At 64.8% G+C, this 21,862-nt stretch carries 15 protein-coding genes and 1 pseudogene; 11 read left to right on the top strand and 5 right to left on the bottom strand.

Features of this window, described 5'->3' with window-relative positions:
- The first annotated feature begins 80 nt into the window (after window positions 1-80).
- The 6 genes from ACDH77_RS09190 to ACDH77_RS09215 all read left to right on the top strand — a co-directional run bounded on the left by ACDH77_RS09190 (window position 81) and on the right by ACDH77_RS09215 (window position 8,218).
- Window positions 81-1,028: a LytTR family DNA-binding domain-containing protein gene (locus tag ACDH77_RS09190; RefSeq protein ID WP_033478479.1), complete on the top strand. Its 948-nt coding sequence runs from the start codon at window positions 81-83 to the stop codon at window positions 1,026-1,028.
- Between the two features lie 247 nt (window positions 1,029-1,275).
- A protein-coding gene (prfB, locus tag ACDH77_RS09195; protein ID WP_104613799.1) for a peptide chain release factor 2 occupies window positions 1,276-2,401 on the top strand; the annotation gives its coding sequence in 2 pieces (ribosomal slippage) (window positions 1,276-1,350 and window positions 1,352-2,401; 1,125 coding nt in all).
- Window positions 2,402-2,604: 203 nt separating this feature from the next.
- On the top strand, window positions 2,605-4,122 hold the full coding sequence (gene lysS / locus ACDH77_RS09200) for a lysine--tRNA ligase (protein WP_008571485.1): 1,518 nt from the start codon (window positions 2,605-2,607) through the stop codon (window positions 4,120-4,122).
- 140 nt (window positions 4,123-4,262) lie between these two features.
- On the top strand, window positions 4,263-5,399 hold the full coding sequence (locus ACDH77_RS09205; RefSeq protein ID WP_007963604.1) for an HD-GYP domain-containing protein: 1,137 nt from the start codon (window positions 4,263-4,265) through the stop codon (window positions 5,397-5,399).
- Between the two features lies 1 nt (window position 5,400).
- Window positions 5,401-6,030: a hypothetical protein gene (locus ACDH77_RS09210; RefSeq protein ID WP_014090068.1), complete on the top strand. Its 630-nt coding sequence runs from the start codon at window positions 5,401-5,403 to the stop codon at window positions 6,028-6,030.
- Between the two features lie 7 nt (window positions 6,031-6,037).
- Window positions 6,038-8,218: an ATP-binding protein gene (locus tag ACDH77_RS09215; protein WP_011347214.1), complete on the top strand. Its 2,181-nt coding sequence runs from the start codon at window positions 6,038-6,040 to the stop codon at window positions 8,216-8,218.
- A gap of 12 nt (window positions 8,219-8,230) precedes the next feature.
- Here ACDH77_RS09215 and ACDH77_RS09220 read toward each other — a convergent pair whose 3' ends face one another.
- Both ACDH77_RS09220 and ACDH77_RS09225 read right to left on the bottom strand, forming a co-directional pair.
- Window positions 8,231-9,100, bottom strand: coding sequence for a crotonase/enoyl-CoA hydratase family protein (locus tag ACDH77_RS09220; RefSeq protein WP_011347215.1), 870 nt, complete (start codon window positions 9,098-9,100; stop codon window positions 8,231-8,233).
- A 176-nt stretch (window positions 9,101-9,276) separates the two neighbouring features.
- On the bottom strand, window positions 9,277-10,959 hold the full coding sequence (locus ACDH77_RS09225) for a long-chain fatty acid--CoA ligase (RefSeq protein ID WP_071118597.1): 1,683 nt from the start codon (window positions 10,957-10,959) through the stop codon (window positions 9,277-9,279).
- A 97-nt stretch (window positions 10,960-11,056) separates the two neighbouring features.
- On the opposite strand from ACDH77_RS09225, the gene ACDH77_RS09230 reads away from it, so the two are divergent.
- A complete protein-coding gene (locus ACDH77_RS09230; protein WP_031422452.1) occupies window positions 11,057-11,506 on the top strand; it encodes a hypothetical protein in 450 nt (149 codons plus the stop codon).
- Window positions 11,507-11,543: 37 nt separating this feature from the next.
- Here ACDH77_RS09230 and ACDH77_RS09235 read toward each other — a convergent pair.
- Window positions 11,544-11,781, bottom strand: a pseudogene (locus tag ACDH77_RS09235) (hypothetical protein); the annotation flags it as partial.
- 134 nt (window positions 11,782-11,915) lie between these two features.
- Entirely contained in the window at window positions 11,916-14,684 is a 2,769-nt protein-coding gene (gene acnA, locus ACDH77_RS09240; protein ID WP_008571493.1) for an aconitate hydratase AcnA, read from the bottom strand.
- Window positions 14,685-14,831: 147 nt separating this feature from the next.
- Between acnA and ACDH77_RS09245 the strand changes: the two genes are divergently transcribed.
- From ACDH77_RS09245 to ACDH77_RS09260, 4 genes are all read left to right on the top strand, one after another.
- Complete coding sequence (locus ACDH77_RS09245; protein WP_003486316.1) at window positions 14,832-15,080, top strand: AbrB/MazE/SpoVT family DNA-binding domain-containing protein; 249 nt, start codon at window positions 14,832-14,834, stop codon at window positions 15,078-15,080.
- Window positions 15,077-15,487, top strand: a complete 411-nt coding sequence (locus ACDH77_RS09250; RefSeq protein WP_008571495.1) for a type II toxin-antitoxin system VapC family toxin — start codon at window positions 15,077-15,079, stop codon at window positions 15,485-15,487. The genes ACDH77_RS09245 and ACDH77_RS09250 overlap by 4 nt, the downstream gene beginning before the upstream one ends.
- Before the next feature lie 50 nt (window positions 15,488-15,537).
- Entirely contained in the window at window positions 15,538-18,129 is a 2,592-nt protein-coding gene (gene acnB, locus ACDH77_RS09255; protein ID WP_014090071.1) for a bifunctional aconitate hydratase 2/2-methylisocitrate dehydratase, read from the top strand.
- Between the two features lie 194 nt (window positions 18,130-18,323).
- Window positions 18,324-19,169 (top strand): alpha/beta fold hydrolase, encoded by an 846-nt coding sequence (locus ACDH77_RS09260; RefSeq protein WP_039417609.1) that lies wholly within the window; start codon window positions 18,324-18,326, stop codon window positions 19,167-19,169.
- Window positions 19,170-19,569: 400 nt separating this feature from the next.
- Here ACDH77_RS09260 and ACDH77_RS09265 read toward each other — a convergent pair whose 3' ends face one another.
- The gene (locus ACDH77_RS09265; RefSeq protein ID WP_372353897.1) at window positions 19,570-21,858 is read right to left on the bottom strand and encodes an EAL domain-containing protein; all 2,289 of its coding nucleotides are present in this window, start codon (window positions 21,856-21,858) and stop codon (window positions 19,570-19,572) included.
- Window positions 21,859-21,862: the final 4 nt, after the last annotated feature.

A 21,862-nucleotide genomic window follows, 5' to 3' on the forward strand; every position in this document is an offset into this window, starting at 1 on the left:
CCCACAGTGACCAGTCGTGCCCACCCGGGGACGAATCGGGATGGCAGGGATGGCGGTTTCGCCTTGCCGCGCAGGCCTCTATGATCGGCAGCTGCCAACAGCGGACGTGTGCAATGCAATCGACCGGGACGCGCCCGCCAATCCTCCACGACAGCGCCAGCCGCGCTGCCACACGCTGGGCGGTGGTGATCTGGTCGCTGGTGTTCTATCTGAGCGCGCTGGGCAACGTCTGGACCGCCTGGCTTGCCGCGCGCCGCGATGGCCAGCCCATCGTGGTGTGGCAGGTGCTGAGCTGGGAGCTGAGCAGCGCCACCGCAGCGCTGCTGCTGTTGCCGGCGGTGGTGTGGCTCTGCGCACGCTGGCCGTTGCATGCCGATGTCTGGGTGCGACGCCTGCCGGCGTATGTGATGGCTGCATTGGGCTGGTGGCTGCTGCATGTCGCCGGCATGGTGGTGCTGCGCATGCTGGTCTATGCCCTGGCCGGCGCACACTACGATTTCGGCGGCTGGCTGCAGTGGGTCTACGAGCTGTCCAAGGACCTGCGCACCTTTGCGCTGCTGGTGGCGGTGCAGCACACACTGGCCTGGTACGCACGGCGGCGTCAGGGCGAGGCGCACCTGCTCGCCGCACCTGACGAAGGCCCGCCAGTGGAGCCGCTGGATCGCCCGGAGCGTTTTCTGGTGCGCAAGCTGGGACGCGATTTCCTGGTCGCGACCGCCGATATCGAGTGGATCCAGGCCTCGGGCAACTACGTCAACCTGCATGTGCGCGGTCACGATTACCCGTTGCGCAGCACCATGGCGGCAATCGAGGCGAAGCTGGACCCGGCCGTGTTCGTGCGCATCCACCGCAGCTATCTGGTCAATCTGGGGCAGGTGCAGGCGATCGAGCCGTCCGATTCCGGCGACGCGCGCGTCCATCTGCGCGATGCCAGCGTGCTGCCGTGCAGTCGCAGTCACCTGGCAGGTCTGCGGACCCATGCCGGGCAGGGCGCTGCTGCTCCGAGACCTGACGCACTGGTGGTCTAACCCCTGCTGCGCGCCCGGGGTGACCAGCGTCTGGTCCCAACTTCGTCCCTGGCCCAGGCGCCGCCAGGTCGCAGCTGCTGCGACACCGACGCGCGACGGTGGCCATCGACGGAACCTGCGTTCGCGCGTGGCAGCCAGGCGCCTGGGGTGTGGCGGGTATTGCAGTGCGCGCGGCCACGGTTCCACCGCGTTCCGCCGTCGCCGCCCGCTTGCTAAACTAGCCTGCTTGTTTTGCCGGAAGTCCGTCATGATCGAAACCAATCCGATCCGCCAGCGCATCACCGATCTCAACGATCGCGTGCTCTCGCTCAGGGGGTATCTTTGACTACGACGCCAAGAAAGAGCGTCTAGAGGAAGTCAGCCGGGAGCTCGAAAGCCCGGATGTGTGGAACGACGCCGAACGTGCGCAGGCCCTGGGCCGCGAGCGGTCGATGCTGGAAAAGACCGTGATCGGCATTGCCGATGTGCTGTCGGGCCTGGCCGATGCGGGCGACCTGCTGGAGCTGGCCGAGAGCGAACAGGACGAAGACACTGCGTTGGCGGTGATCGCCGATCTGGACAACTACCAGGCGCATGTCGAAAAGCTGGAATTCCAGCGCATGTTCTCCGGCCAGATGGACAGCGCCAATGCGTTCGTCGACATCCAGGCTGGCGCCGGCGGCACCGAGGCGCAGGACTGGGCCGAAATCCTGCTGCGCATGTATCTGCGCTGGGCCGAATCGCGCGGCTGGAAAACCGAGCTGATGGAAGTCTCCGGTGGCGAAGTGGCGGGCATCAAGTCGGCCACCGTGCGCATCGAGGGCGAATACGCCTACGGCTGGTTGAAGACCGAGATCGGCGTGCACCGGCTGGTGCGCAAGTCGCCGTTCGACTCGGACAATCGCCGGCACACCAGCTTCACCTCGGTGTTCGTGTCGCCGGAAGTGGACGACAACATCGAGATCGACATCAACCCGGCCGACCTGCGTACCGACGTGTATCGCTCCTCCGGTGCCGGTGGTCAGCACGTCAACAAGACCGAATCGGCGGTGCGTATAACGCACATCCCGACCAATACCGTGGTCGCTTGCCAGACCGGTCGCAGCCAGCACCAGAATCGCGACAACGCGATGAAGATGCTGGCCGCCAAGTTGTACGAACTGGAAGTGCAGAAGCGCAACGCCGAGAAGGACGCCTTGGAAGCGACCAAGTCCGACATCGGCTGGGGCAGCCAGATCCGCAATTACGTGCTCGACCAGAGCCGCATCAAGGACCTGCGCACCGGCATCGAACGCAGCGATACGCAGAAGGTGCTCGACGGTGACCTGGACGAATTCGTCGAGGCCAGCCTGAAGGCCGGTCTGGCAGCAGGGTCCAAACGCCTGGACGCCTGACCGCCGCGCCAGGTCGCCGTTGCGACGGCATCCTGGCACATCGCTGCAGTGCCTGTGACGCAGCGTTGCGAATGCGATGCGGCTTTCGGGTAACCCGGTGACCGCGTGCCTTCGTCACGTCATCGTTGTAAATAAGCGTGCCGGCACCGCCGGTTCCTCATTCCCCCGGGCACCCGCCCGACCCAAGCAGACCGATCCCCGCCATGACCGAGCAGACCCCCGCGCCGCAGATCCCCGCCGACGAGAACAGCCTCATCGCCGAGCGTCGCGCGAAACTGGGCGCGTTGCGCGGGCAGGGCATCGCCTACCCGAACGACTTCGTGCGCGAACACTTTGCCGGCGACCTGCAGGCAGAATTCGCCGACGCCGACACCTGGACCCCTGAAGCGCTGGAAGCCAGCGGGCGCACGGTCAGGATGGCCGGCCGCCTGATGGCCAAGCGGGTGATGGGCAAGGCCAGCTTTGCGCAGATCCAGGACGAATCCGGGCGCGTGCAGCTGTTCCTGCAGGGCAATGTGCTCGGCGATGCCTATACCGCGTTCAAGGGCTGGGATGTGGGCGACATCGTGGCGGTGGAGGGCGGGCTCACCCGCACCAAGACCGGCGAACTGTCGGTCAAGGCCGGCGCGCTGCGCCTGCTGACCAAGTCGCTGCGCCCGTTGCCGGACAAGTGGCATGGCCTGTCGGACGTGGAGCAGCGTTACCGCCAGCGGTATGTCGACCTGATCGTGACGCCCGAAGCGCGCGAGGTCTTCATCAAGCGCTCCAAGATCATCCGCGCCATGCGCGCCTGGCTGGACGCGCGCCGCTTCCTGGAAGTGGAAACGCCGATGATGCATTACATCCCCGGCGGCGCCACGGCCAAGCCGTTCACCACCCACCACAATGCGCTGGACCTGGATCTGTACCTGCGCGTTGCCCCCGAGCTGTATCTCAAGCGTCTGGTGGTCGGTGGGCTGGAGCGTGTCTACGAGATCAACCGCAACTTCCGCAACGAAGGCGTGTCGACCCGGCACAACCCCGAGTTCACCATGCTCGAGCTCTACGAGGCCTATGCCACGTACCACCAGATCATGGACCTGACCGAGCAGGTGATCCGAGACACCGCACAGACGGTGCTGGGGACCACCCAGGTGAGCTGGGATGGCGCCGATATCGATCTGGCGCCGGCTTTCCGGCGCTGGCGCATGGATGAGGCCGTTCGCCACCACAATCCGGAGATCAGCGCCGCCGACTGCACCGACCGGGAGGCGCTGCTGCGCCATTGCGAGCGGCTGAAGATCCGGGTCAAGCCGTCCTACGGCTGGGGCAAGCTGCTGCTGGAGATCTTCGAAGCCACCGTCGAGCACACCCTGGTGCAGCCGACCTTCATCACCGACCACCCGGTCGAAGTGTCGCCGCTGGCGCGTTCCAGCGACACCGAGCCGGGGTACACCGACCGCTTCGAGCTGTTCATCAACGGCAAGGAGCTGGCTAACGGCTTCTCCGAGCTCAATGACCCCGAAGACCAGGCCGCACGTTTCCAGGCGCAGGTGCAGGCCAAGGACGGTGGCGACGACGAAGCGATGCATTTCGATGCCGATTACATCCGTGCGTTGGAGTACGGCATGGCGCCGACCGGCGGCCTGGGCATCGGGATCGACCGTCTGGTGATGCTGCTGACCGGCAGCACCTCGATCCGCGATGTCCTGCTGTTCCCGTATATGCGTCCGGAAGCCTGATTTTTTTGTGCCGGCGGTGTGCCGACGGCACAGATACTGCATATGCTAGGGCGGAGCCTCGAACAGCGTATCGTTCGGGGGAGTCGGCACAGGGGCCGGCGTCATCGCTTTTCCGTTCTCGAGATAGAGGAGCAACGGCTATGCAGGATGTTTTAGGGGGTCCGGGCGGCGCATTGTCGACGGATACATGGGGAAGCTGGGCGGAAAAGGCGGATCTGGGATTGAACATCGTCATTGTCGATGACCAGATGTCCGCGCGAACGATGCTGCGCCATGTCATCGAGGACATTGCGCCGGAGCTCAAGGTCTACGACTTCGGCGATCCGCTCGACGCCCTGGCCTGGTGCGAAGCCGGGCGCGTGGACTTGTTGCTGCTGGACTACCGCATGCCGGGCATGGACGGTCTGGAATTCGCGCGTCGGCTGCGCCGGCTGCCCAGCCATCGTGATATTCCGATCATCCTGATCACCATCGTGGGCGATGAGCCGATTCGTCAGGCGGCGCTGGAAGCCGGCGTGATCGACTTCCTGGTCAAGCCGATCCGTCCGCGCGAGTTGCGGGCGCGCTGCTCCAACCTGCTGCAGCTGCGCCAGCAGAGCGAAAGCGTCAAGCAACGCGCGTTGTCGCTGGAGCAGCGCCTGCTGGCCAGCATGAACGAGGTCGAAGAGCGCGAGCGCGAAACCCTGTCGCGGCTTGCGCGCGCGATCGAGTATCGCGATTCGGGCACCAGCGCGTTCCTGGAGCGCATGTCGCACGTGGCCGGCCTGATCGCCGAGCAACTGGGGCTGTCGGAAGAGGAGGTGCGCATCATCGAGATGGCCGCACCGCTGCACGACATGGGCAAGATCGCCATTCCCGATTCGGTGCTGCTCAAGCCCGGCAAGCTTACCGATGACGAAATGAGCGTGATGCGGCGCCATCCGCGCATCGGCTACGAGCTGCTCAGCGGCAGCCAGAACCGTTTCATCCAGGTCGGCGCGTTGATTGCGCTGCGTCACCACGAACGTTATGACGGCACCGGTTATCCGGATGGCCTGGTCGGTGAGGCGATTCCGCTGGAAGCGCGCATCGTCGCAGTGGCGGATGTGTTCGACGCCTTGCTGTCGCCGCGCCCGTACAAGGAGGCCTGGACCATGGACGCCGCGCTGGCCTATCTGTATGCCCAACGTGGCCGCCTGTTCGACCCGCGCTGCGTGGATGCCTTGTTGCGCGGCCGCGCGCAGTTGGAGCAGATCTGTGGCGAGTTCTCCACCGCATCGGCGCGACCCGGGGTGTGAGGTGAGGGCGGCGCTTGCCCAGCTGCGTCGGCGACTCGCACGGCGCCCCGACAGCGAGCACGGTCAGGCGGTGGTGCGCATCGTGATGCTCTGGCTGATCCTGGCCTACACGCTGATCTGCGCCCCGCATTGGCAACTGAGCGATGGCCATCTGCAGCGATTGCTGTGCCTGGTCGCGATCGGGCACGGTGGGGCATTGCTGCTGTTTGCGTGGATCGTTGCGAAGCCGCGGCCCTCGCACCTGCGCCGGACGCTCGGCATGCTGGCGGACTATGGCCTGCTCAGTCTGGCGATGACCTGGTTCGCCGCTCCGATGGCCTGCCTGTACGTGGTGGTGATGTGGGTCACGATCGGCAATGGCTTGCGCTTTGGCAGGCATGCACTGCACACGGCGGTGGCCATGGCCGTGCTCAGTTTTGGCGCGACGCTTGCCAATAGCCCGTATTGGCAACAGCGGATCGAGCTCGGGATCGCCCTGTTGGCGGCGCTGGTGGTCATTCCTCTGTCGTTGTTGCGGCTGATGCAGGACAGTGCCGATGCCGCTGCGCGTATCGCCGCGTATGCCCATGGCGCCGATGCTGCAGGACCGCGCGGCCCACTTTCATCCCCATCGAAGCGACCGCAGGTCTGAGGCGTCTATGAAGTCTCCATTGCCATGGTTGAAGCGGCGTCTTTCGGGGCGGGCGGATTCGGAACACGCGCAGAACCTGATCCGCATCATCATCACCACGCTGTTCATTTCTTACCTGGGGTGGCGCTACCACCACACCCATGGCGATACGCTGATGGCCACCTGGTTGATCCTGGTCGGCGAGCTGGTGGTGTCGCTGGGGCTGATGGTGGCGATCCTGCTGCGGCCGCACGTGTCGCACACGCGTCGCCTGATCGGCATGGTGCTCGACTACACCTGCACCGGCGCAATCATGGCAATCCAGGGCGAACCGGCTTCGCCGCTGTATGCGGTCTGCATGTGGGTGACCATCGGCAATGGCTTGCGCTACGGCAGTCCCTATCTGCGTGCCGCCACGGCGATGGCCAGCCTGAGTTTTCTCAGCGCGATCCTGATTTCGCCTTACTGGAAGGCCAATCCCTATCTGAGCTGGGGGTTGTTGCTGGGCTTGATCGCCGTGCCGCTGTACTTCGACTCGTTGTTGCGTGCGATGACGCGCGCGGTACGCGAGGCGCGGCATGCCAACCAGGCCAAGAGCCGTTTCCTGGCCAATATGAGTCACGAATTCCGCACCCCGTTGAATGGGTTGTCGGGTATGACCGAAGTGCTGGCCACCACGCGTCTGGATGCAGAGCAGAAGGAATGCCTGAATACCATCCAGGCCTCGGCACGCAGCCTGCTGTCGCTGGTGGAAGAAGTGCTCGATATTTCTGCGATCGAGGCGGGCAAGATCCGCATCGATCGCCGCGATTTCTCGCTGCGCGAGATGATCGGCTCGGTCAACATGATTCTGCAGCCGCAGGCCAAGACACGCGGACTGGATTACGCTACCGAGGTGGCCACCGACGTACCGGACCTGCTCAAGGGCGACACCGGCCATCTGCGCCAGGTGTTGCTCAACCTGTTGGGTAATGCGGTCAAGTTCACCGAGCACGGGCATGTGCTGCTGCGGGTCGCGCGGGTCTCTGGCAATGGTGCCGACACGATGCGGCTGCGTTTCGATGTCGAAGACAGCGGCATCGGCGTGCCGATGGACATGCGTCCGCGCCTGTTCGAGGCGTTCGAGCAGGCGGACGTGGGTTTGTCGCGCCGCTATGAAGGTACCGGCCTGGGGACCACGATCGCCAAGGGCCTGGTTGAGGCCATGGGCGGCGCGATTGGCTTTGCGCCCAATCCATCCGGCGGCAGCGTGTTCTGGTTCGAGCTACCGCTGGAGATCGGCGTATTGGAGACGGCGGCGCCGGCTCGCTCGCCGGTCGGGGCGTTGCTGGAGACTCCCGACGAGCTGGAAGCCTCCAACGTCATCGCCTTTTCCAACCCGTTCCTGCGTCACCGCGCGCGCGTGCGCAGCATGCGCATGCTGGTGGCCGACGACCATGAAGCCAATCGCATGGTGTTGCAGCGATTGCTGGAGAAGGCAGGGCATAAGGTGGCGTGCGTCAACGGCGCCGAGCAGGTGCTGGACGCGATGGCCGAGGAGGATTTCGATGCGGTGATCGTGGATCTGCATATGCCGGGCATGAGCGGCCTGGACATGCTCAAGCAGTTGCGCGTGATGCAGGCCAGCGGCATGCGCTACACCCCGGTGGTGGTGCTCAGTGCCGACGTCACGCCAGAAGCGATCCGCGCCTGCGAACAAGCTGGCGCACGCGCGTTCCTGGCCAAGCCCGTGGTGGCTGCCAAGCTGCTCGATACGCTGGCCGAACTCGCCGTCAGCACCCGTGCGCTGGCGACGCCGGCGACGGTGGTGCAGGCATCGACCAGTTTCGAAGGCGTGCTCGATGCCAGCGTGCTGGACGAACTGGCGGCGTTGGGCATGGGCGAAGAATTCGAACGTCAGTTCGTCCGGCAGTGTCTGGATGATGCGCACAACTGCGTGGGCGCGATCGAGCGCGATGGCACGCGCTCGGATTGGGAGCAATTGCGCGAAAGCGCCCACGCATTGCGCGGCGTTGCCAGCAATCTGGGGCTGGCCCAACTGGCCGGCAGTGGCGGTGAGCTGATGCGCATGGCCGATTGGCAGCTGCAGGCCGAATGGCGACAGCGGCTGTCGGCGTTGCGCGACCAATTGCAGACCGGAAAGGATGCACTCGCCGCGCGCGTACAAAGCGCCAACGACGACGAGCGCTCCCCCCGGAGTAGTGAATAGCCCGCCGACGCATCAGCCGGCGTCAAGCCCTGAGCGGCGCGATTGCGCGCGAACCAGACGGTCCATGGTGCGCAATGACTTTTCGCCCAACTGCATCGCCGTATCGACCCAGATTTCGGTGATGCGCATCATTTCCTGCAGCGGCACCGCCGTGGTCATTTCGCGCACTTGCTGCATTGCCGCCCAGGCATGCGGCGTGCGCTTGCTTTCGCGGATCACTTGTTCGACCGCCGCCACGCCCTGACCGCGCGGCACGACGCGATCGACCAGGCCCATGCCGAGCAACTCCTCGGCAGAATACAGATTGCCTTCGAGCATGATTTTTTGCGCCAGTTGCGCACTGACACGCTGGCACATGAAAGAGTAGGCGCCCATCCCCGGGAACAGGTCGAACAGCACTTCGGGCAATCCCATCATCACCCCTTCCTCGGCGACGATGGTGTGGCAGCTCAACGCCGCTTCGAATCCGCCGCCGAGGGCATTGCCCTGCACCAGGGCGATGCTGTGCGCGCGTGCGCCCAGGCCGACATGGAACGCGTGCACACCGCGTACACAGCGTTGGGCGTAATTAAGCAGTCGAGCACGGTCGCCTTCGCGAATGAGTTGACAGAACAGCGCCAGATCGCCGCCCAGGTTGAACACATCGCTGTCCGATGCCAGCACCACGTGCGGAGCCAGCACGCCGGCGTTGTTCAGGCGTTGACCAAGGTTGGTCTGATAGCCGGTAATGTCGTCGACCAGGCGCGTCGAAAAGCAGGCACGCCCCGGGTTTGTGGCCAGGTCGGCATGCATATGGATCCAGTACACGTCACGCTGCGGTTCTTCGATGATGCGTAGGGTCGAGCCGATGTTGGTGCGAATGAAGGGTTGAACTGCAGACATGGTGGTTCTCCGTGATGACCGTCCGGCCGGCCGCCTTTCGGACGGAGATGAGGTTGAACGCGTGAGCGTGCGCCGACATCGGATTCTATGCGTGCAAAAGCGAACGCCCGCAAGGCCTTGCGGCAATGCGGGCGTCAAAGAAGGCTGAACGCCTTCGGGCTGCGGTATAAGCGGTATTACGTCTTCGGCGCGTCCCGTAATTCGCGGCGCAGGATCTTGCCGACGTTGGTCTTGGGCAACTCCTTGCGGAATTCGATCACCCGCGGCTGCTTGTAGCCGGTGAGGTTAGCGCGGCAATGCGCCTTCACATCATCGGCCGTCAGGGCCGGGTCCTTCTTCACGATGACCGCCTTGACGATCTCGCCGGACTTGTCATCCGGCACGCCCACGGCGGCCACTTCCAGCACGCCGGGCATTTCGGCGATCACGTCCTCGATCTCGTTGGGGTACACGTTGAAGCCGGACACCAGGATCATGTCCTTCTTGCGATCGACGATGTAGACGAAGCCCTGTGCGTCCATGCGCGCGATGTCGCCGGTATGCAGCCAGCCTTGGGCATCCATGACCTTGGCGGTTTCATCGGGTTTCTTCCAGTAGCCCTTCATGACCTGCGGGCCCCTGATGCACAGCTCGCCGATCTCGCCCAGGAGCAGTTCCGCGCCGGCGTCGTCCTTGATGCAGGCATCGGTGGACGGAATCGGCAGGCCGATCGAACCGTTGTAGTCCTTCAGGTCCATCGGGTTGATGCACGCGGCCGGCGAGGTTTCGGTCAGGCCGTAGGCTTCGACCAGGGTCAGGCCGGTGACTTTCTTCCAGCGCTCGGCGACCGAACGCTGGACGGCCATGCCGCCGCCAAGGGTCATCTTGAGCGAGGAAAAATCCACCTGATCGAATCCGGGCGTATTGAGCAGCCCGTTGAACAGCGTGTTGACGCCGGTGAACGCGGTGAAGCGGGTCTTTTTCAGCTCCTTGACGAAGCCTGGCATGTCGCGCGGGTTGCTGATCAGGTGGTTGCAGCCGCCGATCTTCATGAAGACCAGGCCGTTCGCGGTCAATGCGAAGATGTGGTACAGCGGCAGCGCGGTGATCACCACTTCGTGGCCTTCTTCCAGCTTGCCGGTACCCGCCAGCCACTGGTGCGCCTGCTGCATGTTGGCGACCAGATTGCGGTGGGTCAGCATTGCGCCCTTGGCCACGCCGGTGGTGCCGCCGGTGTACTGCAGGAAAGCGATGTCGTCGGGTTCGATCTGCAGCGTCGGCACGCGGTGCTTGCGACCCAGCGCCAGCGCCTCGCGGAAGCGAATCGCGCCTTTGATGCGGTAATCGGGCACCAGCTTCTTGACGTACTTGACCACGAAGTTGAGCAGTGCCGCCTTCGGGAAGCCCAGCATGTCGCCCAGGCCGGTGGTGATGACTTGCCTGACCGGCGTGTCGGCGATGACCTGCTGCACGGTGGTGCCGAAGTTGTCGATGACCACCAGCACGCTGGCGCCGGAGTCGATCAACTGATGCTTGAGTTCGCGCGGGGTGTACAGCGGATTGACGTTGACCACGGTCAGGCCGGCACGCAGCACGCCGAAGGTCGCGATGGGGTATTGCAGGCAGTTGGGCATCATCAAGGCGACGCGGTCGCCTTTCTTCAACTGCAGCTCGCCAAGCAGGTAGGCGGCGAATTGCTCGACCAGCTGGTCCGCCTCGCGGTAGGTGATGGTCTTGCCGAAGCTATGGTACGCAGGCCGGTCGGCGAAGCGTTTCACGGAGGTGGCAAACACCTCGGCCACCGTGCGGAACTGCTCAAGATCGATTTCGGCGGCAACGCCGGCCGGATAACTTTGCAACCAAGGACGTGCCTGATTCATCTGCCCCCCTCCAGGGTGTTCTCGACGCGCCGCAGTGTGTTCCACGGCGTTACAACAGCTGGCAGCATACCGTCATGGATGGAAAAGGCGAAGCGTGATGCAGAGCAGCATTCAAGTGTCGTGGCGCCTGGCGTGGATGGGGTTTTGCATGCTGGTCTTGCTCGGGTGCACGCGTGCTGCGCCGGAACAACGTCTGCGCGCCACGCTGGAGCAGATGCATCAGGCGATCGAGGCGCGCGAGATCGGCGATGCGATGGCGCCGGTGGCCGAGGATTTTGTTGGCGAACATGGGCTGGACGCCGCCGGGTTACGGCGCTTGATGCAAGTGCAGATGCTGGGCAATCAACAGCTCGGCGTGACCATGGGGCCGGTCGATGTGGCACTGCGCGGTGATACCGCCACGGTGCGCTTCACCGCGCTGTTGACCGGCGGCAACGGGCGCTGGGTGCCCGATCAGGCGCAGACCTATCAGGTCACCACCGGCTGGCGATTGCAGGGCAGCGACTGGCAGCTGTACCACGCGCAATGGGTGCCGGCGGCGCGTTGACCGCGCAGATGCAGTGGAGCGCGGCTGCCGCTTGGTGCGGCCGGACGCATGGCGCCAGGGCATGGATGGGGGGCGTGAGGCATCTGGCCGAAGCGCGCATCGCCCGGTGACGCCGTTGCGTTGCGACAAGGTGGAAGGTGGCCCTCCGGCTGGCTGCCGTTGGCTGGGCAATGCAGCCTGTTGCCGCCTTCTTCTGCGCCAAATATCTCGGTGGTGAGATCGATGTCCGTGTGCCGGCGATGGCGTCGGTCACCACCAACGGCGGGGGAGGGAATTCAGTTCGACGTCGGGATGCACGCGTCCTTTGTTCACCGCCGCGTGATCGCCGTTTTTTTTGAGAGGCCGGAAACGCCACTCCCGCCGAGCGGCGGGAGTGCGTTGCATCGTTGCAGCGCAATGCGCGCTGTGGTCAGGCTGCCTTGCGTGCCGCCAGTTGCCGCAGCACATACTGCAGCAAGCCGCCGTGCTTGAAGTACTCCACTTCCTTGGGTGTCAGCAGCAGCACCTTGACCTGGAACTGCTTGACGCTGCCGTCGGACTTTTTCGCATTGACGGTGGCACGACGGCTGGCGCCGTCCTGCAGGCCGGTGATGTCCAGCACTTCCGAGCCATCCAGGCCAAGCGTCTGTGCGTTTTCGTTTTCCAGGAACTGCAAGGGCAGCACGCCCATGCCCACCAGATTGGAGCGGTGGATACGCTCGAAGCTTTCGGCGATCACGGCCTTGACTCCGAGCAGGTTGGTGCCCTTGGCGGCCCAGTCGCGCGAGGAGCCGGTGCCGTATTCCTTGCCGGCCAGCACCACCAGCGGCACGCCGTCGGCCTTGTACTTCATTGCGGCATCGTAGATGGCCAGCTTTTCCGGCTGGCCGCCACCGGCTGGGTAATACAGCGTGTTGCCGCCTTCTTCGCCGCCGAACATCAGGTTCTTGATGCGGATGTTGGCGAAGGTGCCGCGTACCATCACATCGTCGTTGCCGCGGCGGCTGCCGTAGCTGTTGAAGTCGGCCGGCTGCACGCCGCGTTCCTGCAGGAAGCGGCCTGCCGGCGAATCCTTCTTGATGTTGCCGGCCGGCGAAATGTGGTCGGTGGTGATCGAATCGCCGAACAGGCCCATGATGCGTGCGCCGTGCACGTCGTCCACGTTGCCCACCTGCATGGTCATGCCGTCGAAGTAGGGTGGGTTCTTGATGTAGGTCGAGGCTTCGTCCCACGCGTAAAGCGCGCCATCGGGCGAGGCGATGGTGTTCCAGCGCGTGTCGCCCTTGAACACGTCGGCATAGTTCTGCTTGAACATCTCCGGGCCGACGGTGGCGGCGATGGTGTCGCCGATTTCCTTGTTGCTCGGCCAGATGTCGCGCAGATACACCGGCTGCCCATCGCTGCCGGTGCCCAGCGGCTCGGTGGTGAGGTCGATGTCGGTGGTGCCGGCGATGGCATAGGCCACCACCAGCGGCGGCGAGGCCAGATAATTCATCTTGACCTCGGGGTGTACGCGGCCTTCGAAGTTGCGGTTGCCCGACAGCACCGAGGTCACCACCAGATCGTCCTTGGCAATGGCCGCAGACACGTCTTCCGGCAGCGGGCCGGAGTTGCCGATGCAGGTGGTGCAGCCGTAGCCCACCACGTAGAAGCCAAGCTTTTCCAGGTCGGTGAGCACGCCGGCCTTTTCAAGATAGTCAGTGACCACGCGCGAACCTGGCCCGAGCGAGGTCTTGACCCACGGCTGCGCCTTCAGGCCCTTGGCCGCCGCGTTACGCGCGAGCAGGCCGGCGCCCAGCATCACCGCGGGGTTGGAGGTGTTGGTGCAGGAGGTGATTGCGGCGATGACCACCGAGCCATCGCGCAGCTGCCAACCCGCACCGCTGGCGCCGGCGCTTTCTGCCTGCGACGCCTTCGCACCGACGGCGGTGCCGCCGCCACCTTCGTTCTTGAGGCGGTCTTCCTGCTTGAGATCGGCCAGCTTCTTGCTGCGCGCATCGGCGAACGGCTTGAGGCTTTCGCGGTAGTTGGACTGCATGTCTTCCAGCAGCACGCGGTCCTGCGGGCGCTTGGGGCCGGCCAGCGACGGCTTGACCTGGCCCATGTCCAGTTCCAGCGTGGCGCTGTATCGGGCGGGCGGGGTAGTGGCGTCGTGCCACAGGCCCTGCGCCTTGGCATAGGCCTCGACCAATGCAATCTGCTCCTCGCTACGGCCGGACAGGCGCAGGTAGGTCAGCGACTCCTCATCGACCGGGAAGATGCCGCAGGTGGCGCCGTATTCGGGCGCCATGTTGCCGATGGTGGCGCGGTCGGCCAGCGGCAGGTGCTGCAGGCCGTCACCATAGAACTCGACGAACTTGCCCACCACCCCGAGCTTGCGCAGCATCTGGGTGACCGTCAGCACCAGGTCGGTGGCAGTGGCGCCCTCGGGCAACTTGCCGGTGAGCTTGAAGCCCACGACCTGCGGGATCAGCATCGACGACGGCTGCCCCAGCATGGCCGCTTCCGCCTCGATGCCGCCCACGCCCCAGCCCAGCACGCCGATGCCGTTGATCATGGTGGTGTGGCTGTCGGTACCGAACACGGTGTCGGGGTAGGCGACCAGCGTGCCGTCCTTCTCGGCGCTCATCACCACGCGCGCCAGGTTTTCCAGGTTCACCTGGTGCACGATGCCGGTGTTGGGCGGCACCACCTTGAAGTTCTCGAACGCCTTCTGGCCCCAGCGCAGGAAGCCGTAGCGTTCCTGGTTGCGCTGGAATTCGATCTTGCCGTTGAGGTCGAGCGCGTCCGGCTTGCCGAATACATCGACCTGCACGGAGTGGTCGATGACCAGTTCGGAGGGAATCTGCGGGTTGATCTGGTCGGCATTGCCGCCGAGCTTGACCACCGCATCGCGCATGGCGGCCAGGTCCACCACGCAGGGCACGCCGGTGAAGTCCTGCAGTACCACGCGCGCCGGCATGAAGGCGATTTCGATATCGGGCTCGGCGGTGGGGTCCCACTTGGCAACCGCTTCGATGTGGTCCTTGCCGACGGTCACGCCGCCGTCTTCATGACGTAGCAGGTTCTCCAGCAGGATCTTCATCGAATAGGGCAGGTGGCCGATATCGAAGCGTTCGCCCAGCTTCGGCAGGCTGTAGTACGCGTAGCGCTTGCCGTGAACCTCAAGTGAGGTGCGAGTGGAAAAGGAATCGCTCATGCATCACTCCTATGGCATCGAAGGCTTTAGGTAGGTGCCCATTCTGAGCGATTCAGTGTGTACGTACGGTGTGTCCAGACCGATCTGCCAACTTGAGTAGGGCGGTGCAAGTACGTATCATGTGTGCATACTTTCTGGAGCATGCTCATGGAAGCCACCGTTGCCGAACGCGGACAGATCACGCTGCCAAAGGCCGTGCGCGATGCCCTGGGCCTGACCAAGGGCACCACGTTGAAGATCGAGCTCGACGGCGGGCGCATCATCCTGCGCAAGGACGTCAGCGAGGCGCTGCGCAAGGTGCGCGGCAAGTTCAAGCTGGTCGACGGCCTGACCAGCACCGATGCGGCCATGCGCGTGATCCGTGGCCGCGCCCCCGGGGATCCGTTCGACCCATGATCGCCCTGGATTCCTCGGTCCTGCTGGACATCCTGATCGGCGACCCGGTCTATGGCGAAGTGTCGGAGGTCTGCATCGGCGACGCGCTGGCGCGCGACGAAGTGGTGGTCTGCGACGCGGTGGTGGCCGAGGTGCTGGCCATGCTCGACACCCAGGTCGACCTGATGGAAACCCTGGCCTCGATCGGCGTGCGCTACGAGGCCACCCAGGAAGCGGCGGCAGTGCGCGCCGGCCATATGAACAAGCGCTTTCGCGCGCGCGGCGGCAAGCGTGAGCGGGTGGTGGCCGACTTCCTGATCGGCGCCCACGCCATGCTCCAGTGCGACGGGTTGATCACCCGCGACGAGGGCTTCTTCCGCGATTACTTCAAGGGTTTGAAGATCATCGTTCCCAAACCCGCACCCTGATCCACGTTCGCGCTTTACCACCTTCACCGCTGCTTTTTTGGAGAACCCGCATGTTGGAAGCCTATCGCCACCACGTTGCAGAGCGCGCCGCGCTCGGTATCCCGCCGCTGCCGCTGACCGCGCAGCAGACCGCCGAGGTCATCGAGCTGTTGAAGGCTCCGCCGGCTGGCGAGGAAGAATTCCTGGTCGAGCTGCTCAGCCAGCGCGTGCCGGCCGGCGTCGACGACGCTGCCAAGGTCAAGGCCTCGTACCTGGCCGCGGTTGCCTTCGGCACCGAGACCACCGCGCTGATCAGCCCCACCCGCGCCACCGAGCTGCTCGGCACCATGCTGGGCGGCTACAACATCCAGCCGCTGATCGACCTGCTGGACAACGCCGAGCTGGGCGCCACTGCCGCCGAAGCGCTCAAGCACACCTTGCTGGTGTTCGATGCGTTCCACGACGTGCAGGAAAAGGCGCAAGCCGGTAACGCGCACGCCAAGGCCGTGCTGCAGAGCTGGGCCGATGCCGAGTGGTTCACCAGCAAGCCGGAAGTGCCGCAGAGCCTGACCGTGACCGTGTTCAAGGTGCCGGGCGAAACCAATACCGACGACCTGTCGCCGGCGCCGGATGCGACCACCCGTCCGGACATCCCGCTGCATGCGCTGGCCATGTTGAAGAACAAGCGCGACGGCGCGGCGTTCGAGCCGGAAGAAGACGGCAAGCGCGGCCCGATCCAGGCCATTGCCGACCTCAAGGCCAAGGGCCATCTGGTGGCCTACGTGGGCGACGTGGTCGGTACCGGTTCCTCGCGCAAGTCGGCGACCAACTCGGTGCTGTGGTGGACCGGCGAGGACATTCCGTACATCCCCAACAAGCGCTTCGGCGGCGTGTGCCTGGGCAGCAAGATCGCCCCGATCTTCTACAACACCATGGAAGATGCCGGCGCCTTGCCGATCGAGCTGGACGTCTCGCAGATGGAGCACGGCGACGTGGTCGAGCTGCGTCCGTACGACGGCAAGGCGCTGAAGGACGGACAGGTGATCGCCGAGTTCGCGATGAAGTCGGAGGTGCTGTTCGACGAAGTGCGCGCCGGCGGCCGCATTCCGCTGATCGTCGGCCGTGGCCTCACCGCCAAGGCGCGCGAATTCCTGGGCCTGCCGGCGTCGGACCTGTTCCGCCTGCCGATGGACCCGCCGGACACCGGCAAGGGCTTCTCGCTGGCGCAGAAGATGGTCGGCCGCGCCTGCGGGCTGCCGGAAGGCCAGGGCATGCGCCCGGGCACCTATTGCGAGCCGAAGATGACCTCGGTGGGTTCGCAGGACACCACCGGCCCGATGACCCGCGACGAGCTGAAGGACCTGGCCTGCCTGGGCTTCTCGGCCGACCTGGTGATGCAGTCGTTCTGCCACACCGCCGCCTATCCGAAGCCGGTGGACGTCAAGACCCACCACACCTTGCCCGAGTTCATCTCCACCCGCGGCGGCGTCTCGCTGCGTCCGGGCGACGGCGTGATCCACAGCTGGCTCAATCGCATGCTGCTGCCCGACACCGTGGGCACCGGCGGCGACTCGCACACCCGCTTCCCGATCGGCATTTCGTTCCCGGCCGGCTCCGGCCTGGTGGCCTTCGCCGCCGCCACCGGGGTGATGCCGCTGGACATGCCCGAGAGCGTGCTGGTGCGCTTCAAGGGGCAGATGCAGCCGGGCGTGACCTTGCGTGACCTGGTCAACGCGATCCCGCTGTACGCGATCAAGCAGGGCCTGCTGACCGTGGCCAAGCAGGGCAAGAAGAACATCTTCTCCGGCCGCATCCTGGAAATCGAAGGCTTGCCGAACCTGAAGGTGGAGCAGGCGTTCGAACTCTCCGACGCCTCGGCCGAGCGTTCGGCGGCCGGTTGCACCGTGCACCTGGATAAGGCGCCGATCATCGAGTACCTGACCAGCAACATCACCCTGCTGCGCTGGATGATTGCCGAGGGCTATGCCGATGCGCGCACCCTGGGCCGCCGCATCAAGAAGATGGAAGACTGGCTGGCTGACCCGCAGCTGCTGCAGCCCGATGCCGACGCCGAATACGCGGCGGTCATCGAGATCGACCTGGCCGATATCCATGAGCCGATCGTGGCCTGCCCGAACGACCCGGACGACGTGAAGACGCTGTCGGAAGTGGCCGGCGCGGCCATCGACGAAGTATTCATCGGCTCGTGCATGACCAACATCGGTCACTTCCGTGCCGCGGCCAAGCTGCTGGAAGGCAAGCGCGACATCCCGACCCGCCTGTGGGTGGCACCGCCGACCAAGATGGACGCCTCCGAGCTGACCAAGGAAGGCCATTACGGCACCTTCGGCGCGGCCGGTGCGCGCATGGAAATGCCGGGCTGCTCGCTGTGCATGGGTAACCAGGCGCAGGCACGCGAGGGCGCCACGGTGTTCTCGACCTCCACGCGTAATTTCCCGAACCGGTTGGGCCGCAATACCAACGTGTACCTGGGCTCGGCGGAACTGGCGGCAATCTGCTCGCGCCTGGGCCGCATTCCGACCAAGGACGAGTACATGGCGGATGTCGGCGTGATCAAGACCAGTGGCGATCAGATCTACCGCTACATGAACTTCGATCAGATCCAGGAATATCAGGACGTGGCAGAGACCGTCGCCGCCTGATTCTTCCGGCAGGTTTGCTGTCCCGAAATGCCCGGCACTGCCGGGCATTTCGCTTTTCGGGCAATGGTTTCGTGTAGTCGTCACGATGCCCGGCGTTAAAGCAAATACCAGCTGACTGGATTGTGGCATTGCAACAAAAATCTGAAGTGCGCAGGTCTAGAGTCCCGCCGCTCTACCACTGCCCGTTGATGCCCATGCCCACTTGCACAATCTCCGGTCAAACCCTGCATTACACGCAACATGGCCGCGGTTTCCCGGTCTTGCTCGGCCACAGTTATCTCTGGGACGCTGCGATGTGGGAGCCGCAGATCCAGGCGCTGTCGCAGCATTACCAGGTCATCGTTCCCGAGCTATGGGGACACGGGCAGTCAGGTCCGTTGCCGCACGGCACGCAGCAGATCGGCGATCTTGCCGGGCACATGCTGGCCCTGCTGGACGCACTGAAGTTGCCGCAGTGCGCGGTGGTCGGCCTGTCGGTGGGCGGCATGTGGGCCGCCGAGCTTGCCCTGATGGCGCCGGAGCGCGTGCGCAGCCTGGTGTTGATGGATACTTTCCTGGGCGCCGAGCCAGCCGCCACGCGTGCGCGCTATTTCGGCCTGCTTGATGCCATCGAGACGGCCGGGCAGGTGACGCCTGCGCTGATCGAGGCGATCGTGCCGATCTTCTTCCGCCCTGGTATCGATCTGAGCTCGGCATTGCCGGCCGCCTTCGCGCAGCGTCTGGCGGCGATGTCGGCCGAGCAGTTGCGCGCATCCATCGTGCCGCTGGGCCGGCTGATCTTCGGCCGAGCCGACCGCCTGGATGCCCTGTCCGCGCTGGAACCGGCCAACACCTTCCTGCTCGGTGGCGCCGAGGACATTCCGCGCCCGCCCGAAGAGGTGTGGATGATGGCCGAGGCAATCTGTTGCGATTACGAGCTGATCCCGGACGCAGGCCATATCGCCTCGCTGGAAAACCCGGCCTTCGTCAACGCGCAGTTGCTGGGATGGCTGAAGCGGACGGTGGGTGAGACCGAGGTGGAGCTGATGCGAGTGGGATGAGGGTAATGACCTCGCCCGACGTGGGATGAGGCGACTGGTTCCTTCTCGCCGCCTCACTTTTTACGGACAGGAGGCGGGCTTGAGGCTCTCTCTCGTTGGAGATGGCTGAAGCGCCGCAGTTGTCAGGATGATGTTTCCCTTTTCCGGTCGGGACACTCTCCTCCTTTATGGAGGAGAAGGTGCCCGCGGGGCGGATGCGGGTACGGCGTCGGCGCGATACGTGCTTGGCCGTACCCGCACCCCAACCCCCTCCCGCGGGGAGAGGGGCTTAAAGCCCGCTTTCGTAGGGAAGGGCTTGCAGCGCCGCTCTTCTGCAGGAGGAGCCTCATGACTTGCCACGCCATGGCCCGCCTTTCCTGGCTGGAAGGAAGTTCGAAGCGGTGATCGTTCGACGGTTGCGTTATGACGGTTGCGCGCCCAGCCAGGCTTCCAGTGCCTGGGCCGGTAGCGGCCGCGAGAACAGATAGCCCTGAAGCACCTCGCAACCCAGGTCGGCGAGGAACAGGCGCTGCGCTTCGTTTTCCACACCTTCGGCGACCACGTGCTTGCGCAGGTGCTCGCCGATGCGCAGCACCGAGGTGGTGAGCGCGCGCGCGTCTTCGCTGTGTTCGATATCGCGGACGAAGCTCATGTCCAGTTTGAGTTCGTCGATCGGCAGGCGATGCAAGTGGCTCAGGCTGGAATAGCCAGTGCCGAAATCGTCCAGCGACAGCGAGATGCCGGCTTCGCGAATGGCGTGCAGGTTTTCCAGCACGCCCGGTTGCCCGGACAGCATCACGCTTTCGGTCAATTCCAGGGTCAGATCGGACGGCTGCACGCCCAGTTCGGCGATCAGCTGCAGCAGGTCGGGAAGCATGCGCGGGCTTTCGAAGCCGCTTGCCGACAGATTTACCGACACGCGCGCCACCGGCACGCCACGCTGGCGCCAGTCCGCGACCTGTTCGCAGGCACGTCGCAGTACCCAGGCGTTGAGCTGCGGCATCATGCCTTGCTCTTCAGCCACCGGCAGAAACCGCGCCGGCGATACCGCGCCCAGTTGCGGATGATTCCAGCGCAGCAGCGCTTCCACACCATACAGGGCATGCGGCGCGGCGCTGTGCATCTGCGGCTGGTAGTGCAGCTGCAATTGATCGCGGCCAATGGCCTGGCGCAGCTCGGCCTCCAAGGCCACGCGTTCCTGCGCCATGCGGTTCATGTCGGAACTGAAAAAGCGGAAGCGCCCACCGCCTTCCTTCTTGGCGCGATTCATCGCCAAGTCGGCATGGCGCAGCAGGATGTTGATGTCGTGGCCATCCTCGGGAAACATCGCCACGCCGATACTGGCCGAGGGATGTACGGTCATATGGCCAACCGGCAGCGGGCTGGCGATGCTGACCAACAAACGCTCGGCGGCGGCACTGGCCTGCTCTGCGCTGCATTGCGGCAGCGCGAGCGCGAACTCGTCGCCGGATAGCCGCGCCAGCATCGCCGTGGCGGTGATCTGGTCGTTGACGCGCAAGGCGATATCACGCAGCAGGCCATCGCCTGCGGCGTGCCCCTGGCTATCGTTGATGAGCTTGAAGCGATCGATGTTGATGAACATCAACGCGGCCGGTTCGCCGGCGTATTCGGCCTGAGTCAGTGCCTGCTCGGCACGCGCGCTGAACATGATGCGGTTGGGAAGGCCCGTGAGCGTGTCGTAGAACGCCAGTTGATGCACGCGCTGGCGGATCTGCTCGCGTTCCAGCGCCAATGTGCACAGCTGCTGGCACAAATCGGTGAGCCGCATATGCCAGGCATCGGCACGTTGCGGCTTGCGGTAATACAGCGCGAAGGTGCCGAGCACGCGCGCGCTGTTGGAGCGGATCGGCGTGCTCCAGCAGGCGCGCAGGCCCCAAGGCAAGAGCGTGTCGCGATATGCCTCGAACAATGGGTCGGTGGCGATGTCTTCCACCATCACGGCGCGACCGCGCCAGGCCGCGGTGCCGCAGGCGCCAGTGCCCGGGCCGATCTTCAAGCCGTTGACTGCGTCGGCGTATTCGGGCGGCAGGCTGGGCGCAGCCAGCGAATGCAGGCGACCTTGATTGTCCGCACTCATCACCGTGGCCAGCACATCCGGTGCGATGCGTTCGACCTCGGTGCAAATCAGCGTCATCACCTCGATCAACGGGCGTTCCTGCACCAGGGCCTCCAGCACGCGGTGCTGCAACACCTCGTGCATCTTGGTGTCGGTGATGTCGGTCAGTACCGCCACGTAATGCGAGGGAGCGTGGTTGGCGTCGTAGATCGGGTTGAAGTTCAGCGAGATCCACAGCGGCGTGCCGTCCTTGCGATAGACCAGCAGGTCGGCACGGGTGTGCTGCAAGGCATCGGCGCGATCGCGAACGCGAGCGACCTCGCTTTGGTCGCTTTGCGCGCGGGTCAGGACATCGGAGGGACGCAGACCGACCAGCTCGGCTTCGGTGTAGCCGAACATGCGCTGGAAGCCGTCGTTGGCGTACAGCAGGCGCGATTGCAGGTCGCAGATGAGAATGGCGCTGCTGCTGCCATCCAGGGCTTCGGCGAGCAGACGCGCGCGGCGTTGGTCGGGCTGTTCGCCGGCCTTGGCCATGCCGGCGGTGACCGGGCCGGGCCTGATCTGGCCCGTGCCTGGGGCGTTGGCATGGATCGGCTCAGCCATCAGCGGCGTGCGGTCCATCGCTGCATCCACGCCA

Source organism: Xanthomonas axonopodis pv. maculifoliigardeniae (genome assembly GCF_041519315.1).
Lineage (GTDB): Bacteria > Pseudomonadota > Gammaproteobacteria > Xanthomonadales > Xanthomonadaceae > Xanthomonas > Xanthomonas euvesicatoria.